This is a genomic window from Domibacillus sp. A3M-37 (assembly GCF_024213455.1).
Taxonomy (GTDB): Bacteria; Bacillota; Bacilli; order Bacillales; family Domibacillaceae; genus Domibacillus; species Domibacillus tundrae.
Genome location: NZ_JANAVL010000007.1, coordinates 138,371 through 157,933, shown reverse-complemented (window position 1 = coordinate 157,933; position 19,563 = coordinate 138,371). Strand labels below are relative to the sequence as shown.

Genomic DNA, 19,563 nt, shown 5'->3' with positions numbered 1-19,563 from the left:
ATCTTGAAAAACCAGACATTTCCGCCGGTTTCATTTACGGACTGGAGATCGGCCGCAGAGGCATCATTAAAGGGGAAGCCTTTGTCAAAGCTGAAAACAAAAACACCAGAAGGAATTAAACTGAAACCTTTATACACGAAAGAAGATCGGAAGACCGTATTATCTTTGCCAGGCGAAAAGCCTTTTACAAGAGGATTTAACCGCGTTCCGGCTTTCCCGGAAGCGGATGTGAAGATCGGAGTGGATCCGATATCATCAGGTGCGGCAGCCGGCATTTTTCCAGCAGATTCCGTTCTTCAAGAAATACATAATCAAGAAATCATCACCGTTAATACCGTTCCATATCATTTAGCGGGAGCAAATGCCGTTCAGGAACTGGCGCTGGCGCTTGCCGAAGCTGTTTGCCTTATTGGAATGGCAGAAAACAAAAATGAAGCCGCTGCAAAATGTGTTATTCATTTTGCTGCAGGACCCGTTTTTTTTACCGAATTGGCTAAAATACGCGCATTTCGTACCCTTTGGTCTGCATTTATGAGCGCGTATAACCTAAATGAAAAGGCCAAGCCAAAGCTGAGTGTGGAAACAAGTGAAGCAATGCTGTCTGTGCTGGACCCACATGTCAATATTTTACGGACAGGGAGTGCCGCTTTTTCAGCTGTCATTGGAAACGTTGATTATTTGACTGTCAAGCCATTTGATGAAGTGACCGGCTGTACAACCGGCCTTTCAAAACGAATTGCCCACAACATTCCACGGCTTTTAAAGCATGAAGCACTACTCGATAAAGTAACTGACCCGGCTGGAGGTTCTTATTACGTTGAATCGCTTACGGAAGAAATAGGTCTATTGGCTTGGGACTTATTTGCCGACATTGAAGAAGCGGGTGGCATCCGGGAGGCGCTTATAGCGGGAACGATTCAAAAAGACATTGCGGCTGTCCAAGCAAAAAAAGAACGGAATTTGGCAGTACGGCACCAGCAAATGATTGGAACGAATGTATACGCGAATCCGACAGAACAGATTGATTCGATGAAAAAAGAAAAAGCTGTACCGGCTTTTGATGGAGAACCGATTGAACCGCTCGAATTAAAAAGAATGGCGGAACCATTTGAGGCGCTTCGTCTTGCTTCAGTGCAGCTGTCGCAAACTGAACAGTCTGTCGCAGCAGGATTAATTTGTCTTGGTGAGTTGAAAAAGTATAAACCACGTGCTGATTATGTCGCTGGCGTGCTTGCCGTTGCAGGCATTGAACCCATTCGGTCTGAAAGCTGTAAAACCATTCAAGAATCCGTGCAGTTTATTCAACGTCATCCCCTTCCATACTATTGTATTTGCGGACCGGATGAATTATATGATCAATTGGGGTCATCATTAGCAGCTGAACTGAGAGAAGCAGCAAATGGTGCAGTCATTGATATTGCTGGAACGTGGAGCATGGATGGAACTGACGGCCGGATCGCTGCAGGGGATGATATTGTTCGAAAATTAATGGATGTGCTTTCATTGTATAAAGGAGGTGCTGTGACGTGACGTTAAAAGACATGAATCCATTTAAACACCAAGCGGAAACATCGGGGGGAAAAGAGCGGGAAAAAGCAGAACGGGATGTAAAGCAATCCTATGAGGCGTTATCTTTTGAAACAAATGAAAAAATCCGGCTGCAAGGGCTGTATACGGCAAAGGATATTGAAGGATTATCTCATATAGATGATTTTCCTGGCGTTGCGCCGTTCACTCGTGGACCATACCCGACCATGTATGTATCACGTCCATGGACGATTCGTCAATATGCCGGCTTTTCCACAGCGGAAGAAAGTAATGCTTTTTACCGCCGCAATTTAGCAATGGGGCAAAAAGGATTGTCGGTTGCATTTGATTTGCCGACTCATCGCGGCTATGATTCGGATCACCCTCGTGTTGTCGGTGATGTTGGCAAAGCGGGCGTGGCCATTGACTCTGTTGAAGATACCAATATTTTATTTGATGGCATTCCGCTCGATCAAATGTCGGTTTCGATGACGATGAATGGCGCTGTTTTGCCAATCATGGCGTTTTACATCGTGTCTGCAGAAGAGCAGGGTGTTTCAAAAGAACAGCTTGCCGGTACGATTCAAAATGACATTTTAAAAGAATACATGGTCCGCAACACATATATTTATCCGCCGGAAACATCGATGCGGATCATTGCCGATATTTTTGAATACACATCTAAACATATGCCGAAATTTAACTCTATTTCGATTTCCGGATATCATATGCAAGAAGCAGGTGCACCGGCCGATTTGGAACTTGCGTATACGCTGGCTGACGGTCTTGAATATGTCCGAACAGGTCTTGCAGCCGGGATTGACATTGATTCGTTTGCACCGCGCCTGTCGTTTTTCTGGGCGATTGGAATGAATTATTTCATGGAAGTTGCAAAGATGCGCGCTGCCCGCCGGATTTGGGCACAGCTGATCAAGCCGTTTGAACCGAAAAACCCGAAATCTTTGGCACTGCGCACCCATTCTCAAACATCCGGATGGAGCTTGACGGAGCAGGACCCATTTAACAATGTGACACGGACATTGATTGAAGCACATGCTGCCGCAATGGGCCACACGCAGTCGCTTCATACGAATGCACTCGATGAAGCGATTGCGCTGCCGACCGATTTCTCGGCACGGATTGCCCGGAATACACAGCTGTTTTTGCAGGAGGAAACCGGCATAACAAACGTCATTGATCCGTGGGGCGGCTCTTATTACGTTGAGGCTTTGACGAATGAATTAATGGAACGTGCCTGGGCACATATTGAAGAAATTGAATCACTTGGCGGCATGACAAAAGCGATTGAAACAGGTCTTCCGAAAATGAAAATTGAAGAAGCAGCCGCACGCCGCCAGGCAAAAATCGATTCCGGTGAAGAAGTGATCATCGGTATGAACCAGTACCGTCTTGAAAAAGAAGATCCGATTGATATATTAGATATTGATAACACAGCTGTTCGTTTGAAGCAGATTGAACGGATTCAGCGTGTTCGTGAAAATCGGGATGAAGAAAAAGTAAAAGCGGTGCTTGACGCAATCACAGCTTCCGCTCAATCAGGTGAAGGCAATTTGCTTGACTTGGCAGTCGAAGCAGCGAGACTTCGGGCAACTCTTGGTGAAATTTCTGATGCCGTAGAAGCAGTCAGCGGCAGACATAAGGCGGTGATTCGATCCGTGAGTGGTGTATATAGTGCGAACTTTTCCGATGCGGAACAAATTGAAACCGTTCAGCAAATGACGGCTGAATTTGAAGAGCAGGAAGGACGGAGGCCGCGTATTTTAGTGGCGAAAATGGGCCAGGACGGACATGACCGGGGGGCAAAAGTGATTTCGACCGCTTATGCGGATCTCGGCTTTGACGTTGATATCGGTCCGCTGTTTCAAACACCGGAGGAAACGGCGAAACAGGCGGTGGAAAACGATGTGCATGCTGTCGGGTTCAGTTCACTTGCCGCAGGGCATAAAACGCTGCTGCCGGCTCTTGTGGAAGAATTGCAAAAACGCGGCCGTGAAGACATTGTTGTATTCGTCGGCGGTGTGATCCCTGCACAGGATTATGACTTTTTAAGAAAACATGGTGCTGCCGCTATTTTTGGTCCGGGCACAGTGATTCCGATATCTGCGCAAGTCATTTTAGAAAAAGTGTATGAGCGCCTTGGCTACGAGGAAGTGGTTGAATGACCGATGAACATATGCATGTGCGTAAAGGTGTGGGCGCTTCTCATGATGGGATGACAGCGCCGCCCCGCAAGACGTTTCGGAAAAAAGCCGGACAGCTGCCGGATTTAGCGGCAATTGTCAGAGATATAACGAATGGTTCAGTGAATGAGCTGGCAAAAGCCATTACGTATATTGAAAGCAATGCCCCAGCCCATTATCGCTATGGACAGGAGCTGCTTCAATCGCTGCTGAAGCAACCAGGACAATCGATTCGGATCGGCATTACCGGTGTACCGGGTGCGGGAAAAAGCACGTTCATCGAATCATTTGGAATGATGTTATGTGAGCATGGCCACCGAGTCGCCGTTTTGGCGATCGATCCAAGTTCGTCGATTTCAGGTGGTTCAATTTTAGGGGATAAAACGAGAATGGAGCAGCTTTCCAAGCATCCGAACGCGTTTATTCGTCCGTCTCCCTCCAGTGGTACACTCGGCGGTGTTCATCGGAAGACAAGAGAAACAATGCTGTTATGTGAAGCGGCTGGATTTGACGTGATTTTAATTGAGACGGTCGGGGTCGGGCAAAGTGAATTTATCGTCCGGGGCATGGTCGACTTTTTTATGCTGCTTACTTTAACGGGTGCAGGGGATGAACTGCAGGGCATGAAAAAAGGAATTATGGAACTTGCCGATGCGGTTGTGGTAAACAAGGCGGACGGAGATAACAAAATGCTTGCTGAAAAAACAAAACGTGAATACGACCAAATCTTACACGTGTTAAAGCCATCTACAAAAGGATGGGAGTCAAAAGCATATACATGTTCCGCATTGAAAAATGAAGGAATCGACGCGATCTGGACCGTTATTCAGACATTTAAAGAGAAAATAGAAATGGCAGGTACGATGGCAGAGCGTCGCCGCAGTCAAACGAAAGAGTGGATGCATACATTAATCGGGGAACAGCTGAACAATTATTTTTACAGACATCCGTACGTAAAAGAGCATCTGGCTGATTGGGAAAAGCAATCGATGGATGGACTTGTCACACCGGCGCAGGCGGCTGAGAAGCTATTTCAGGAAGTGTTTCAGAAGCCAATTTAAGAGAGAAAAGAAAAAAGGACCAGCCGAATTAAATCCGGCTGGTCAATACAGGGAGTTTAGGGGTATGGATCCAGTTGCTTTACTAATGTACCCGTGTTTTTTTAAAATAAACATTCTTTTTAGCCTTTTGTGAGAAAATAGCCAGTTCCCTTTATTGAAATAAACGGTTTTTTCCCTTATGATTAAGCTACTAATCATAGAAGGAGAGAATAACAATGGGAATGGATTTTAATTTTTTAATGAACGATGTGGTTCGTCAAGCACGCGATGAAATTAAAGCGGCTGGTTATTCAGAACTTACAACACCCGAAGAAGTCGATACAGTATTAAACGAAAAAGGAACAACACTTGTGATGGTGAATTCTGTCTGTGGCTGCGCTGGCGGTATTGCACGCCCGGCAGCGGCGCACGCCATTCATTATGATAAGCGCCCGGATCGTTTGGTAACTGTGTTCGCAGGGCAGGATAAAGAAGCGACAGCACAGGCACGCAGCTTTTTCACAGGCTATCCGCCATCCTCACCATCTTTTGCATTAATTAAAGATGGACAGGTTCAGGCCATGGTGGAACGCCATGAAATTGAAGGACATCACCCGATGTCCGTCGTTGAACATCTGCAAACACTTTTCGATCAGCACTGTGAAGAAGTGTAAAGATGACCTGAAGCCCTGCCGCACGCGGCGGGGCTTTCTTTAATTCGAGGTGAAAAAGAATGATAAAAATCGGGTATCGAACGTCTAAAACGGCGATTGGCATAGCGATTTCCATTTTAATCGCGGAATGGATCGGTCTTCACAATGCTGCTTCGGCCGGTATCATTGCTATTCTTTGTATCCAAAACACAAAACAGCAGTCGCTGAAGGCTTCATGGACACGGCTTGTGGCGGGGATAGTCGCGCTTTTTTACTCTGCTCTGTTTTTTGAATTGCTGTCTTACCATGCCGCTGTAATTGGCCTCATCTTAATTGTATTTATTCCGACAATGGTAGCAATTAAAACGCAGGAAGGCATCGTATCGAGCACTGTCCTCATTTTACATATGTATGCCGCAAAAGAATTATCGACGGCTATCATTTTAAATGAAATAGGTCTAGTCGTTATCGGAGTTGGCGTTGCACTCGTATTAAATTCCTACATGCCGAGTGTGGAAAACAATCTTGTGAAAATGCAGCAGCAAACGGAAAAGCTGTTTGAACGTATTTTGGAGGAAATTACGGCGTATTTACGGACAAACGACCATAGCTGGGATGGAAAAGAATTAACCGAAACAGCAGACTTGCTTAAAAAAGCAAAATCGCTTGCTTATAAAGATGTTCAGAACCATTTCACCCGCCATAACAGCTCGTTTTATCAATATTTTACGATGCGCGAAAAGCAGTTTGAAATTATTGAGCGGCTCATTTCCGTTGTTGTTTCAATTTCCCATCGCCCTGAACAGGCCGAAATGATTGCGAAATTTATGGAAGAAGTAAAAGAGAATATTCATCCCGGCAATACAGCGAAGCTGCATTTAAGCCATTTAAACGACTTGAAGCGGGAATTTGAAGAGATGCCGCTGCCGAAAACACGTGAGGAATTTGAAGCGCGTGCGGCCTTGCTGCAGTTTGTCCGTGAAATGGAGCGGTACTTGCTCATTAAAGCACGGTTTCGGGGCATGAAAAAAAGAGCAGCTGGGGAAAGCCGCCCTTCTGTTACATAAACATTGTCAAGCCAAACATTAATGTTGAAATTAACATTGTGATCAGCATTAAGTACACAACGATCTTTTGAAATGTTTTATTGCGCATGAAACTCTCCTTTAGTGGTTGTTATAAACTATTGTAACGGCATTTAAGCCGTTTATCAACTGACTTATCGCAGACAAAGAGCCATTTGTGTCAAAGAAAGGAAAGTTTACATATTTTCTTCAAAGGGGATGAGGAGATGAAAAAAGTAGATCATATCGGCATTGCCGTATTATCACTGAAGGAATCGCTCGTTTTGTATACAGAACAGCTTGGCATGGTACATATGAAAACTGAAACGGTAGCGTCTCAAGGGGTGACAGTGGCATTCCTTGACGCGGGCAATATTAAATTGGAATTGTTAGAACCGACTGGTCCGGACAGCCCGGTGGCTAAATTTATTGAGCATCGCGGTCAGGGAATCCATCATATTGCGTATAAAGTAGAAAATATTGAAGAGCGGATGGCTGAAATAAAAGACAAAGGCATTCAAATGATTAATGACGTCCCAAAACCGGGTGCAGCCGGGGCAAGTGTCGCATTCATGCATCCGAAATCAACAGGCGGCGTGTTAATGGAACTGTGTGAAAAAAAGGAGGAATTGTCGTGATGGATATTTTTGACAGCATTCACGAATTGCAGGATAGACGGCGGGAAGTAGAACTCGGCGGCGGTGACGAGCGAATTGAGAAGCAGCATGAAAAAGGGAAATTAACCGCGCGTGAGCGGATTGAATTGCTTTTGGATGAAGGGACATTTGTTGAATTAAACCCATTTATGGAGCACCGCAATACAGATTTTGGACTTGACGGCGTAAAAGGGCCCGGCGACGGTGTCGTCACAGGCTACGGAAAAGTAAATGGTCGCCCGATTTATTTGTTTTCGCAAGATTTTACTGTTTTTGGCGGCGCGCTCGGTGAAATGCATGCTCAAAAAATTGCCAATGTCATGGACTTGGCTGCGAAAAATGGCGCCCCTTTTATCGGCTTAAATGATTCTGGCGGAGCCCGCATTCAAGAAGGGGTTTTGTCCCTTGACGGGTATGGCCAGATTTTTTACCGGAATGCGATTTATTCAGGTGTGATTCCGCAAATCTCGGTCATACTAGGTCCATGTGCAGGCGGGGCCGTTTATTCGCCGGCGATTACCGATTTCGTATTCATGGTGGATAAAACAAGCCAAATGTTCATTACCGGTCCGAAAGTGATTGAAACCGTTACGGGTGAAAAAATTTCTGCTGAAGACTTAGGCGGCTCGAAAGTACATAATACAGTCAGCGGCAATGCGCATTTTCGTGGAAGCACAGAAGAAGAAGTCATCGAAATGGTACGCGCATTTTTGTCTTATTTGCCGCAGAACAATGAACAAAAAACGCCAGTAGTCGAAGCGGAGGATGAAAGCGATTACCGAGAAGACATCACAGACGTTGTGCCATTTGATGGGCTGCGCCCATACGATGTCCGCAAAGTGCTTGCGCATGTCGTAGATGAAAATTCATTTATGGAAGTGCAAAAAGAATTTGCCAAAAATATTGTCGTCGGTTTTGCACGTGTAAAAGGGGAAACGGTTGGCCTTGTGTGCAACCAGCCGAAATTTATGGCGGGCGGACTTGATATTGATTCATCAGACAAAGCGGCCCGGTTTATCCGGTTTTGCGATTCATTTAACATTCCACTGATTACGTTTGAGGATGTTTCTGGTTTTTTTCCGGGAGTGAAGCAGGAGCTTGGCGGCATCATCCGTCACGGAGCCAAAATTTTATATGCATACTCTGAAGCGACCGTGCCGAAAATAACCGTTATTTTGAGAAAAGCATACGGAGGCGCGTACGTGGCACTAAATTCCAAATCAATTGGCGCCGATCTCGTTTTTTCATGGCCGAATGCTGAGATTGCCGTAATGGGGCCTCAAGGCGCGGCCAACATTATTTTTGCGCGTGATATTGCATCAAGTGACAATCCGGAAGCGACTCGTGCAGTGAAGATTGACGAGTACCGTGAGAAATTCGCCAATCCATATGTCGCAGCAGCGCGCGGCATGGTTGATGATGTAATTGACCCGCGTGAAACACGCATTAAAATCATTCAAGCGCTTGAGATGATGCGGACGAAAAAAGAAGAACGGCCAAAGAAAAAACATGGAAATATTCCATTATAAGAAGCGGCGGCCGGAGGAATAATCTCTTCCGGCTGATTTTTTGAGCTAAAACGTTTATAATTGAAAAGGCAGAAAATTTGGAGGTGCAGCGTGGTTAATGAAGAGCGTTTATTGAATGAATTTCTGGAACTTGTTCAAATCGATTCCGAAACGAAACATGAACAAACGATTGCCAGGTCATTAACAGAGAAATTTACTGCGCTTGGCGCCAGCGTGTATGAAGACGATGCGGCAGTCAAAACAGGCCATGGAGCCGGTAATTTAATTTGTACATTACCGGGCAATAAATTGGGTGTCGATCCTATTTACTTTACGTCTCATATGGATACGGTCGTACCGGCCAACGGCGTAAAACCTGTCGTAGAAGACGGCATTGTTAAAACAGACGGAACGACGATCCTGGGCGCTGATGACAAAGCGGGACTGGCCGCGATGTTTGAAATGATCCGCCAGCTGAGAGAGCGAAATATTCAGCACGGAGATATTCAATTTATTATTACAGTCGGTGAAGAATCTGGACTCGTTGGTGCGAAGGCGCTTGATCCATCACTCATTAAAGCGAAATATGGCTTTGCGCTCGACAGTGACGGTGATGTCGGCAACATTATCATCGCCGCACCGACACAGGCAAAAGTGACGGCACATGTGTACGGAAAAACAGCACATGCCGGCGTTGCACCGGAAAAGGGCGTTTCCGCGATTACGATGGCCGCCAAATCAATTTCTCGCATGCCGCTCGGCCGGATCGACGAGGAAACAACGGCGAACATTGGCCGTTTTGAAGGCGGAAAAGCGACGAATATCGTCTGTGACTACGTGCAAATTATAGCAGAAGCCCGTTCGCTTGATCCTTCCAAAATGGATGAGCAGACGGATAAAATGAAAGCAGCTTTTGAAGAAGTTGCTGCCCAAATGGGTGGACGTGCGGATGTCGAAATCGATGTCATGTATCCGGGCTTTAAATTTGGTGCAGATGATCACGTCGTAAAAGTAGCCCAAAAAGCGGCAGCAAAAATCGGTCGTCCATCTGAGCTGTTAACGAGCGGAGGCGGAAGTGATGCCAATGTCATTGCCGGTTTTGGCATTCCGACAGTGAATCTCGCAGTCGGGTACGAAGATATTCACACGGTCAACGAAAAAATGCCGGTCAAAGAACTTGTGAAACTGGCTGAAATGGCAACAGCGATTGTGGAAATTGTCGCAGAGTAAAAAAACTAGCAGAGAAAGAAGGATTTATATTTATGACAAAGCAGCAAATTGGTGTAGTGGGACTTGCCGTAATGGGCAAAAATTTAGCGTGGAACATTGAAAGCCGTGGTTATACGGTTTCGGTTTTCAACCGTTCTTCTGAAAAAACAGATGAAATGGTAAAAGAAAGCGCGGGCAAACACATAGTGCCGACGTATTCGGTAGAGGAATTTGTCGCATCACTTGAAGTGCCGCGCAAGGTGCTGCTTATGGTCAAAGCGGGTGAAGCAACGGATAAAACAATCGATTCTTTGAAGCCTTATCTAGAAAAAGGCGACATTATTATCGATGGCGGCAACACGTTCTTTAAAGATACACAGCGCCGTAATACAGAGCTTGCTGAGCTTGGCTTCCACTTTATCGGCACAGGCGTTTCAGGCGGAGAAGAAGGAGCCCTTACAGGTCCTTCGATCATGCCGGGCGGCCAAAAAGAAGCGTATGAGCTTGTTGCACCGATTTTAAAAGACATTTCAGCAAAAGTGGAGGGCGAAGCATGCTGCACATATATTGGCGGCGACGGAGCCGGCCATTATGTGAAAATGGTGCATAACGGAATCGAATACGGTGACATGCAATTGATTGCTGAAGCGTACTCGCTGCTTAAAAATGTTCTTGGATTGTCAGCAGAAGAGCTTCATCAAGTGTTCTCTGACTGGAACAAAGGCGAACTTGACAGTTACCTGATCGAAATTACAGCGGATATTTTCACGAAAAAAGACATCGAGACAGGCAAGCCGCTTGTTGATCTTATTTTGGATGAAGCCGCTCAAAAAGGAACAGGTAAATGGACGAGTCAGAGTGCACTTGACCTTGGTGTCCCGCTTCCACTTATTACGGAGTCCGTATTTGCCCGCTTTATTTCTGCGTTGAAAGATGAGCGTGTGAAAGCAGCAGACGTCTTAAACGGTCCTGAGAGCACGTTTGAAGGCGATCGCGATGCATTTATTGAATCAGTCCGCCGGGCGCTTTATATGGGCAAAATTTGCTCGTATGCGCAAGGTTTCGCTCAAATGAAATCTGCATCTGAAGAATACGGCTGGGATTTGAAATACGGCGAAATTGCCATGATTTTCCGCGGAGGCTGCATCATTCGTGCGCAGTTCCTGCAAAAAATTAAAGAAGCATACGATCGTGACGCGACGCTTGATAACCTGCTTCTTGATCCATACTTCAGCGGAATTACGAATGACTATCATTCCGCCCTTCGTGAAACGGTTTCAAATGCTGTTTTAAACGGTGTGCCGGTACCGACATTATCATCTGCAATGGCCTACTATGACAGCTATCGCAGTGCCGTGCTGCCCGCAAACTTGATTCAAGCACAGCGTGACTACTTCGGTGCACACACATACCGCCGTTTAGATAAAGAAGGCACGTTCCATACAGAGTGGATGGAAAAATAAAAACATTTGTTCTCTAAGCTGAAAAAGCTCTTTCGGCAGACTTATTTTATAAATAAGCCTGCTTTTGTTTTTCTTAATTTATATAAATCAAGAAAACGAAAAGGTGAAAACAAATAAGCGGCCTTGTTTTTCCTGATTAGGATAAACAAGGCCGCTTACATTATTTCTTCACTCATTCAGTTAATAATTCCTTTCCTTGATTTTATTTTTTCTCCTTTTTACCCGGCATATCTATGAAAATATGCTTTCGCCTTTCACTGTGTCACTGGAATCGCCTTCTTTTAGATAAGATGTGTTGCTGGTTCCTATTATAAGAGATATATATAAGTTTGTAAATACTAAATATTTAGAATATTTTAAATAATTTTATTTTATTCTAAGGAGAAATAAAGAAACATAAAAGAGGCGGCGGTTTAAAGTAAAGCTAATGAGTTGATAAGTGTCCGTAAAGGAAAAAAGCAGGTGCTTACAGCACCTGCTCCGTTATTATTAGTCACAAACATCTACGTCAAGCATATTCATTGGCCACCAAAAGAAGCCATCTTGTTCAAGCAGTTCATCGGATGCTTTTGGTCCTTTTGTATTGGCTGGGTAGTTCGGGAAGGCGGCTTTCTCGTTACGCCATGCTTCTGAAATAACATCTATGAAGCTCCATGAAAGTGACACTTCATCCCAATGTGTAAAGTTCGTCGAATCACCGCGCATCGCGTCATGAATCAATTTTTCATACGCTTCCGGGGTATTCATAATATCCACACCGTTATTCGCGTAGCTTAGCTTAACCGGTGTTGTCTGTAGTTGATGGCCAGCCCGTTTTGCATTTAAGTGGAGAGTAATGCCTTCTTCGGGCTGAATGTGAATGACAAGCAAATTTGGTTCCATTTCTTTATCATCCGGGCGATAATAAAGATTCATTGGAATGTCTTTAAACTGAACAACGATTTTTGTTGATTTCAACGGCATCCGTTTGCCGGTACGGATGTAAAATGGCACACCGGCCCAACGGAAATTATCGAACATAATTTTACCGGCTACATACGTTTCGGTATTTGATTCTGGGTTTACATTTAGCTCTTCACGATAACCTGGAAGCTGTTCGTCTTCATTAGGTCCGTATTGCCCGCGGACAAAATAGTCATTAACCGTTTCCGTCGTCAAGGGCCGCATCGAACGGAAAGCTCGTACTTTTTCATGGCGAATTTCATCATCCTGCAAACTGATCGGCGGTTCCATTGCCAGGAGTGAAACCATTTGCAGCATATGATTCTGCACCATATCTTTCAGCGCACCACTCGTTTCGTAATAGCCGCCTCGTTCCTCTACTCCTAGCGTTTCACTGGATGTAATTTGAATGTTTGAAATATAGCGGTTGTTCCAAAGTGGTTCAAATAGCGCATTGGCAAAACGGATTGCTTCAATATTCTGAACCATTTCTTTGCCGAGATAATGATCAATACGGTAAATGTCTTTTTCATTAAAAGACCGGCGGATTTGTGCATTTAGTTGTTGCGCAGAAGGCAGGTCATGGCCAAACGGCTTTTCAATGACGAGGCGCCCAAAACCTTTTGTATCGGTTAAGCCATCCAACTTCAAGTGATCGGCAATTGTACCGAAAAATTCCGGCGCCATAGCGAGATAAAAGAGGCGGTTGCCGTCAAGCGAATATGTTTGATCAAGTTCATTAGAAAGTGTTCGCAATGCCGCGTACGAATCGGAATCGGATACGTCGTGCGGCAAATAATAAAAGTGTGAAATAAATTCATCTATTTTGTCATGAATAGGAGTGGATTCCATGACTGATTTCTTGACGTGTTCCCGAAAGACGTCGTTATCCCACGGACGACGTGCTGTTCCAATGACAGCGAAGCCGGAAGATAAATGCCCTTTCCGATAAAGACGGTAAAGAGATGGATATAATTTTCGTTTGGCCAAATCTCCTGTTGCACCGAACAGAATCGTCAGCGCTGATGGCGTTTCAAATTGTTTCACGTTACTAACCCCGCTTTTGAGATTCATTTTTATACTATTGCATTTTTTCACAAAACAATGAAAGTGACAAGTATTTTTGTTTATGATACATATATGTCAAAAGAAGACGAACAAAAGGAGTGTTTTTTATCGAACTTTTATTTCTTGGGACAGGTGCCGGCGTTCCGGCTAAACGGCGCAATGTGACATCGATTGCGTTAAAAATGCTGAATGAGCGTGGCGCCGTCTGGCTGATCGACTGCGGTGAAGCAACCCAGCATCAAATTTTACATACGACATTAAAGCCCCGCCGTATCGAAAAGATTTTTATTACGCACTTGCATGGTGATCATATTTTTGGCTTGCCTGGGCTGTTGGGCAGCCGTTCGTTTCAAGGCGGCACTGAACCACTAACCGTCTATGGACCGGCTGGTATTCGTGCTTTCGTTGAAACGGCGCTTCGAATAAGCGGTACACACCTTCAATATCCATTGTGGATAGAAGAGATTGAACCAGGACTCATTTTTGAGGACAACCAGATGATTGTTACGGCCGGAAAACTTGATCACGGCATTGATTCGTACGGCTACCGATTTGCGGAAAAAGAAAAAGCAGGTGAACTGCTTGTTGAAAAACTGCGTGCAGATCAGATTCCGCCTGGTCCAGTTTATCAACAAATAAAAAATGGCCAAACGGTTACACTTACAGATGGGCGAACGATTGACCCAGTACCTTATACAAGTGACCCGCAGCCTGGAAAAATAATCACTGTCCTTGGTGATACAAGACAGTGCAATGAGGCTGAACAGCTTGCAAAAGGGGCAGATATGCTTGTGCATGAATCTACGTTTAATGCAGAAAGTGAAAAGATGGCTCGGGATTATTTTCATTCAACAACGGCACAAGCAGCCCAAACAGCTGCAAGAGCAGGCGTAAAAAAACTGTGCTTAACGCATATTAGCTCTCGCTATACGAAAGAGATGGAGCTGCAGCTTGTTGATGAAGCAGCAGCAATTTTTAAACCGGTTATCATGGCGTACGACTTTTTAGAAGTGCCAATCGATTAACGAATATAGGCGTTTCCGAGTCGTTTGGACTGAACCGCTGCTTCTTTTACACCAGCCGCGATCGCCTGCTTGACCCGGAATTCATCAAATGTCCGCACTGCCGCTTCCGTCGTACCGCCGGGGCTCGTGATCGCTTTTCTGAGCGCAGCTGCCTGACCATCATTTTTTGACAGCATGCTGGCTGCGCCAAGAAGCGTTTGAATAAGCAATTCCTTTGCTGTTTCATGCTCAAGACCCAATTCTTCTCCGGCTTGCTGGATCGCTTCTGCTACATAATAGAAATAAGCAGGTCCGCTTCCGGAAACAGCGGTTACAGCATCCATTTGTGATTCATCGACTGTAATGGCCGTGCCAATTGCTGAAAATAGATCAAGCGCGGATTTATGCTGTTTATCTGTCACAAAACGGTTTAATGCGATTGCTGTGGCGGATTTCCCAACGGCTGCTGACGTATTCGGCATAGAGCGGATAATCGCACACGGCTTTCCAATCGTTTCTTCCATAAAATCGATGCTGACACCTGCAAGCAAGCTGATGATGACTGATCTTTCATGAATAAAAGATCGAATGCTTTGAAGCCCGGCTTCTGCATCTTTTGGCTTCATCGCCAGGACAATGATGTCTGCATCCTGCAAAGCAACTCCCGCTTCGTATCCGGCTTGAACACCAAATTCTTCAGCGAGATGCCGGAGACGGGCGTCGTTTGTTTTGTTTGTGACATATGTATGATCCGCTTGCAGCGCTCCGCTTTTTAATGCTCCGGCGATAATGGCCTCAGCCATAGAGCCTGCGCCGACAAAAACTGCTTTCAATCTAATTCCTCCCTGTTGCCTAAACATTTTGACTTTTCAAGTGATTATGAGGAATAATCACGTATCTGTCAAGAGAAGAAAGAGAAATGAATGACAATTCACTAATGAAGCGATACACTGTATAATTAAGGCAGCATTTTAAAAATGTGTGAGGTGGACAACATGGGAATTCAATCATATGGAGATATTATAAAAATCACAGTGCCGACACCTTTTCCAATCGGCGATGTTAATACATATATTGTGAAAGGCGATCGTCTGACACTTGTGGATGCGGGCATAAATACACCGGAAGCAAAAGCGATTTTTGAAACCGGCTTAAAAGAAGCAGGTTACAAATTGTCGGATATCGAGCAAGTGATCCTGACACATCATCATCCTGATCATATCGGCCTCTTGGATCAATTTCAAGTGGACATTTACGGGCATGAATACGGAAAAAATTGGCTGTCGTACAATGAGCCATTTATGAATTGGCGAAAAGAATTTTTTCTCGAATTGTTTGATGAGTTCGGTGTTCCGGCGGAAATGCGCAAGATTGCGAACAATTTGGAAAAGACACTGCGTTTCGGCTCACAAAGCAGTGAGCTGCATGGTTTTTTAAAAGAAGGAGATGCATTGCCGGGCCTGTCCGATTTTCGTGTATTTGAAACACCAGGTCATGCGCAGAGCCATCTCGTTTTTTATCGTGAAAAAGATGGGCTGCTGTTAGCCGGCGATCATATTTTAAAAACCGTTTCGTCCAATCCGTTAATTGAACCGCCAATGGAGCCGGGAGGAAAGCGGGCAAAGTCATTGCTTCAATACAAACACTCATTGAAGAAAATGATGGAGCTTGATCTTCATTGTGCGATGACCGGCCATGGAAATGAGATTACATCCCTTCATCCATTGCTCGAGCGCCGTTTTGAGCGGCAGCGCGAACGGGCGGCGCTCGTTTTGTCCATGCTGCGTAATCAGCCTATGACCGTTTTTGAAGTATGCGTTGGGCTGTTTCCGGAAGTGTATAAAAAAGAAACCGGCTTAACGCTGTCTGAAACTGTCGGTCAATTTGATTATTTGTTTGAGCAGGGAAGCATTCACGTGGACCGGATTGAAAATGGGGCGATTTATTACTATGGGTCGTAACAGGCAGGAAGTGATCGTTATCACTGGTGCCACGTCCGGACTCGGTTTGGAGCTGGCAAAAATAGCGTCATTAGAAGGTTTTCACATTGTGCTCATTGCCAGACGACTGGACCGTTTAAAACAGCTGCAAAACGAACTCAGTCAGCAAACAGGTTCCGTCCGAATTTTCCAGGCTGATGTAACGGACCGGCAGGCAATTGAACATGTGTTTAGCCAGGTTGGCACTGTGGACGTACTCATTAATAATGCAGGCGTTGGTTATTTTACATGGGCGCATGAATCAAAATCGGATGAGACGAAGCAAATGATCGACGTGAATGTAACCGGACTCATAACATGCTGTGAACAGGTGATGCCACAAATGATGGCACGAAAAAGCGGACATATCATTAATATTGCCTCACAGGCAGGCAAAATGGCGACACCAAAATCAGCGGTTTATGCAGCGACAAAACATGCTGTCCTTGGCTATACAAACAGCCTGAGGATGGAAATGGGCCAGTTTGGTATCTTTGTCACCGCCATTAACCCGGGACCAATCGCAACACCATTTTTCGACCAGGCCGATCCGGACGGAACGTATGTGAAGAACGCAGGCAAGTTTATGCTTGATCCAGAAGACGTCGCCCGGAAAATAGTGGACGTTATTGGCCGTCCGGTGCGGGAAGTAAATATGCCCCGCTGGATGGCAGCCGGCAGCCGAATTCATTCACTGTTTCCGAAAACCGTTGAGCGAATTGGCCGTACCGCTTTTTTCAAAAAATAAAAGGAGCCTCTTATAGGCTCCTTTTATTATGGGTTCAAATGGAATTCTGATAAAAAGCGATCAATCGCTTTTTCGTACTCTTCCGGGTTTTCATTATAAGATTGGGCGTGTATACCATTTTCTGCCATAAACAGCTGCTTTGGTCCTTTTTTTGCATTAAACAGCGCTTCCGTCATATCCGGTAAAATAAAATCATCCTCTTTGCTATGAATGAATAAAACTGGATTTTTAATGTCTCCAACGGCTTTAAGCGGCGACAGTTCTGCCATTTTATAGCGGCCGCGCAGCCAGACGGCCCATTCGGCGATCGTCATGAAAAACGGCGGTGAAAAGCCAAGTTCACGCTTTATTTGATGCTGCACTTGTTTGCGGAAGTCTGAAAACGGACAGTCCGCCACGTAAAAAGACGCTTTGTCTTCTAAGGTGCCAGCGTATAATAAAAGAGTGACCGCACCCATTGATTCGCCGTGAATGCCGAAACGAACGTCCGCACCTTCACGGCGGACGAGTTCATCAACAACTGCTTTTAAGTCATGTTTTTCAAAATGTCCATAGCTTGTAAATGATCCTTCCGATTCCCCGTGGCGGCGATGATCAAAGAGAACAGCATTAAAACCGCGTTTTAAAAACACATTCATATATTTAACAGAATTGACTTTATGTTCGGTTACACCGTGGCAAAAGATTACGTACGGCTGGCCGGGATTTGGTGTAATAAAGACGCTTTTCAGACGGGTGCCATCAAGAGATGAGACCCACACTTCTTCTTTCGGAAGCTGGTTATACACGTTTTTATCGTATCGGCCGGCTTTTGTTTCTCGTTCTGTAATCGCTTCTTCCGCTTTTTTGGCAATATACAAAATCCGGTTTGACAAATAAAAACCCGTTCCAGCCGTTAAAAAAGCTGCGGAAAGACCGGCAGCAAGCCCTTTCTTTATAGCCGATGAGCGTCGTAGTCGGCTGTTTTTGATATATCTTGTATCCATTTATATTCTTCCTCCGTCAGCACAGCTTCCTGGACCGCACGGGCATTTTCTTTTAACTGTTCCACGGAGCTTGCACCGGCAACAACAGTAGCTGCAGCGGGATGCTGAAGCACGTAGCGAAAAGCAAGGCCGTTTAATGTGCGTCCTTCTGGCAGATTCTTTTCAAGCGTTGATAATACGGTTTCCAGTTCGGCTTCAGTGTACCAATTGAGTCCTTTTTTTGACGCTTTCGGCAGTTTATCGCGCCATTGACTGCTTAACAAGCCAAACGCAACAGGACCACGGGCGGCGACAGTGACGCCATTCTCTGCTAAAATAGGAAGCGCCTGTACTTCAGGACGGCGGTCCAATATGCTGTACTGCATCATGACATTTGAAAGGTTGGATCGTTTTACATACTGGTCGATGACGGTCGGGCGGATGGAGGAAATGCCATATGCGCGGATAAATCCTTCTGCTTTTAGGTCCTCAAACGCTTCAATTGTTTCATCGATCGGATCATCAAGTGTACCGCCATGCAGCTGATATAAATCAATATAGTCAATGCCGAGGCGTTTTAAACTTTGTTTTGCCGCTTCTTTTATGTACGTCTTAGAAGCATCCCACGTCCAGCTGTCTTTTGACTCTGTCCAGCGGTTGCCTGCTTTTGTGGCAATAACTACTTGATCGCGGACAGAATGAAGGGTTTTGCCGACGAGCTGTTCGTTGAGACCGAAGTCATACAAATCAGCTGTATCGAAATAAGTAATGCCTTCGTCGAGTGCCGTTTTTAAGATGGCTTCCGCTTGCTTTTCTTCAGTCCCGATCGACATGCAGCCGAGACCAAGTTCACTGGCGAAAATCCCGGACTGGCCAATTTCACGTGTATTCAACTTGAATCACCTTCCTTTTTCATACAGTGTATCATAAAGGAAGGAAAAAATAGAAAAGAGGAACTCTGATGCATAAATTCGAAGAAAAAACGACGAAAACGGAATCGGTTTTTAAAGGAAAAGTGATCAGCTTGCAGGTCGATGATGTTGTTTTGCCCGATGGAAACAAAGCAAAACGAGAGTTAATTAAACACCCTGGTGCTGTCTGCGTGATCGCGATTACCGATGAAAAGAAAATCATTTTAGTAGAACAATACCGAAAAGCATTGGAGCGTCCACTTGTTGAAGTACCGGCCGGTAAATTGGAGTCCGGAGAAGAACCATCTTATTGCGCAGAACGAGAGCTTGAAGAAGAAACAGGCTACCGTCCAGGCAGTATCACACACGTTCAGTCTTTTTACACATCACCAGGGTTTGCGGATGAACTCGTTCACGTGTTTTTGGCGGAAGGGCTGGAGAAGGTCGAAGGAGGACTTGCTGCGGATGAAGACGAGTTTGTTGAGTTAATGGAAGTGACGCTCTCAGAAGCGGAACAGCTTGCAAAAGAAGAGCGGATTTTTGATGCGAAAACGCTCTGGGCACTTCAATATATCCGTTTAAACGGGCTGGCATAATAACAGGCTCCCTTTCATATAGTGCGAGA

General features: G+C 45.2%; 18 protein-coding genes. 13 read left to right on the top strand and 5 right to left on the bottom strand.

Annotation, left to right across the window (positions count from 1 at the left end):
- The first annotated feature begins 3 nt into the window (after positions 1-3).
- The 5 genes from NLX67_RS12840 to NLX67_RS12820 all read left to right on the top strand — a co-directional run bounded on the left by NLX67_RS12840 (position 4) and on the right by NLX67_RS12820 (position 6,488).
- On the top strand, positions 4-1,530 hold the full coding sequence (locus NLX67_RS12840; RefSeq protein WP_254311994.1) for a methylmalonyl-CoA mutase family protein: 1,527 nt from the start codon (positions 4-6) through the stop codon (positions 1,528-1,530).
- Positions 1,527-3,710, top strand: coding sequence for a methylmalonyl-CoA mutase (gene scpA / locus NLX67_RS12835; RefSeq protein WP_046180438.1), 2,184 nt, complete (start codon positions 1,527-1,529; stop codon positions 3,708-3,710). The genes NLX67_RS12840 and scpA overlap by 4 nt, the downstream gene beginning before the upstream one ends.
- Positions 3,707-4,789 carry a methylmalonyl Co-A mutase-associated GTPase MeaB gene (gene meaB / locus NLX67_RS12830; protein ID WP_046180439.1) on the top strand — a complete coding sequence of 361 codons (1,083 nt, stop codon included), beginning with the start codon at positions 3,707-3,709 and terminating at the stop codon, positions 4,787-4,789. Before scpA ends, meaB begins: the two co-directional genes overlap by 4 nt.
- 215 nt (positions 4,790-5,004) lie before the next feature.
- A complete protein-coding gene (locus NLX67_RS12825) occupies positions 5,005-5,442 on the top strand; it encodes a BrxA/BrxB family bacilliredoxin (RefSeq protein WP_254311993.1) in 438 nt (145 codons plus the stop codon).
- 59 nt (positions 5,443-5,501) lie between these two features.
- Positions 5,502-6,488, top strand: coding sequence for an aromatic acid exporter family protein (locus tag NLX67_RS12820; RefSeq protein ID WP_254311992.1), 987 nt, complete (start codon positions 5,502-5,504; stop codon positions 6,486-6,488).
- Here the strand turns inward: NLX67_RS12820 and NLX67_RS23045 are convergent.
- The gene (locus NLX67_RS23045; protein ID WP_309143132.1) at positions 6,481-6,537 is read right to left on the bottom strand and encodes a hypothetical protein; all 57 of its coding nucleotides are present in this window, start codon (positions 6,535-6,537) and stop codon (positions 6,481-6,483) included. The two genes, NLX67_RS12820 and NLX67_RS23045, sit on opposite strands and share 8 nt — an antisense overlap.
- A gap of 175 nt (positions 6,538-6,712) precedes the next feature.
- Between NLX67_RS23045 and mce the strand changes: the two genes are divergently transcribed.
- The 4 genes from mce (at position 6,713) to gndA (ending at position 11,321) form a co-directional block, all read left to right on the top strand.
- Positions 6,713-7,123 (top strand): methylmalonyl-CoA epimerase, encoded by a 411-nt coding sequence (mce, locus tag NLX67_RS12810; protein WP_254311990.1) that lies wholly within the window; start codon positions 6,713-6,715, stop codon positions 7,121-7,123.
- On the top strand, positions 7,123-8,670 hold the full coding sequence (locus NLX67_RS12805; RefSeq protein WP_254312031.1) for an acyl-CoA carboxylase subunit beta: 1,548 nt from the start codon (positions 7,123-7,125) through the stop codon (positions 8,668-8,670). The genes mce and NLX67_RS12805 overlap by 1 nt, the downstream gene beginning before the upstream one ends.
- Positions 8,671-8,760: 90 nt before the next feature.
- Positions 8,761-9,879 (top strand): M20/M25/M40 family metallo-hydrolase, encoded by a 1,119-nt coding sequence (locus NLX67_RS12800; protein ID WP_254311989.1) that lies wholly within the window; start codon positions 8,761-8,763, stop codon positions 9,877-9,879.
- A gap of 32 nt (positions 9,880-9,911) precedes the next feature.
- On the top strand, positions 9,912-11,321 hold the full coding sequence (gndA, locus tag NLX67_RS12795) for an NADP-dependent phosphogluconate dehydrogenase (RefSeq protein WP_046180445.1): 1,410 nt from the start codon (positions 9,912-9,914) through the stop codon (positions 11,319-11,321).
- A 489-nt stretch (positions 11,322-11,810) separates the two neighbouring features.
- Here the strand turns inward: gndA and zwf are convergent, their stop codons facing one another.
- On the bottom strand, positions 11,811-13,310 hold the full coding sequence (gene zwf, locus NLX67_RS12790; RefSeq protein WP_254311988.1) for a glucose-6-phosphate dehydrogenase: 1,500 nt from the start codon (positions 13,308-13,310) through the stop codon (positions 11,811-11,813).
- A 128-nt stretch (positions 13,311-13,438) separates the two neighbouring features.
- Between zwf and rnz the strand changes: the two genes are divergently transcribed.
- Positions 13,439-14,356, top strand: coding sequence for a ribonuclease Z (gene rnz / locus NLX67_RS12785; protein WP_254312030.1), 918 nt, complete (start codon positions 13,439-13,441; stop codon positions 14,354-14,356).
- Here rnz and proC read toward each other — a convergent pair.
- On the bottom strand, positions 14,353-15,168 hold the full coding sequence (proC, locus tag NLX67_RS12780) for a pyrroline-5-carboxylate reductase (RefSeq protein ID WP_254311987.1): 816 nt from the start codon (positions 15,166-15,168) through the stop codon (positions 14,353-14,355). The genes rnz and proC overlap by 4 nt on opposite strands.
- A 162-nt stretch (positions 15,169-15,330) precedes the next feature.
- Here proC and NLX67_RS12775 point away from each other — a divergent pair, with 162 nt between their 5' ends.
- Together NLX67_RS12775 and NLX67_RS12770 are read left to right on the top strand one after the other, a co-directional pair.
- The gene (locus NLX67_RS12775) at positions 15,331-16,296 is read left to right on the top strand and encodes an MBL fold metallo-hydrolase (RefSeq protein ID WP_046180448.1); all 966 of its coding nucleotides are present in this window, start codon (positions 15,331-15,333) and stop codon (positions 16,294-16,296) included.
- Positions 16,286-17,062 (top strand): SDR family NAD(P)-dependent oxidoreductase, encoded by a 777-nt coding sequence (locus NLX67_RS12770; RefSeq protein WP_254311986.1) that lies wholly within the window; start codon positions 16,286-16,288, stop codon positions 17,060-17,062. The genes NLX67_RS12775 and NLX67_RS12770 overlap by 11 nt, the downstream gene beginning before the upstream one ends.
- 26 nt (positions 17,063-17,088) lie before the next feature.
- On the opposite strand, the gene NLX67_RS12765 is transcribed toward NLX67_RS12770, so the two are convergent.
- Positions 17,089-18,048 (bottom strand): alpha/beta hydrolase, encoded by a 960-nt coding sequence (locus NLX67_RS12765; RefSeq protein WP_254311985.1) that lies wholly within the window; start codon positions 18,046-18,048, stop codon positions 17,089-17,091.
- Entirely contained in the window at positions 17,997-18,920 is a 924-nt protein-coding gene (locus NLX67_RS12760) for an aldo/keto reductase (protein WP_254311984.1), read from the bottom strand. The genes NLX67_RS12765 and NLX67_RS12760 overlap by 52 nt, the downstream gene beginning before the upstream one ends.
- A gap of 68 nt (positions 18,921-18,988) precedes the next feature.
- Between NLX67_RS12760 and NLX67_RS12755 the strand changes: the two genes are divergently transcribed.
- Positions 18,989-19,534, top strand: coding sequence for an NUDIX hydrolase (locus NLX67_RS12755; protein WP_046180450.1), 546 nt, complete (start codon positions 18,989-18,991; stop codon positions 19,532-19,534).
- The last annotated feature ends 29 nt before the right edge of the window (positions 19,535-19,563 follow it).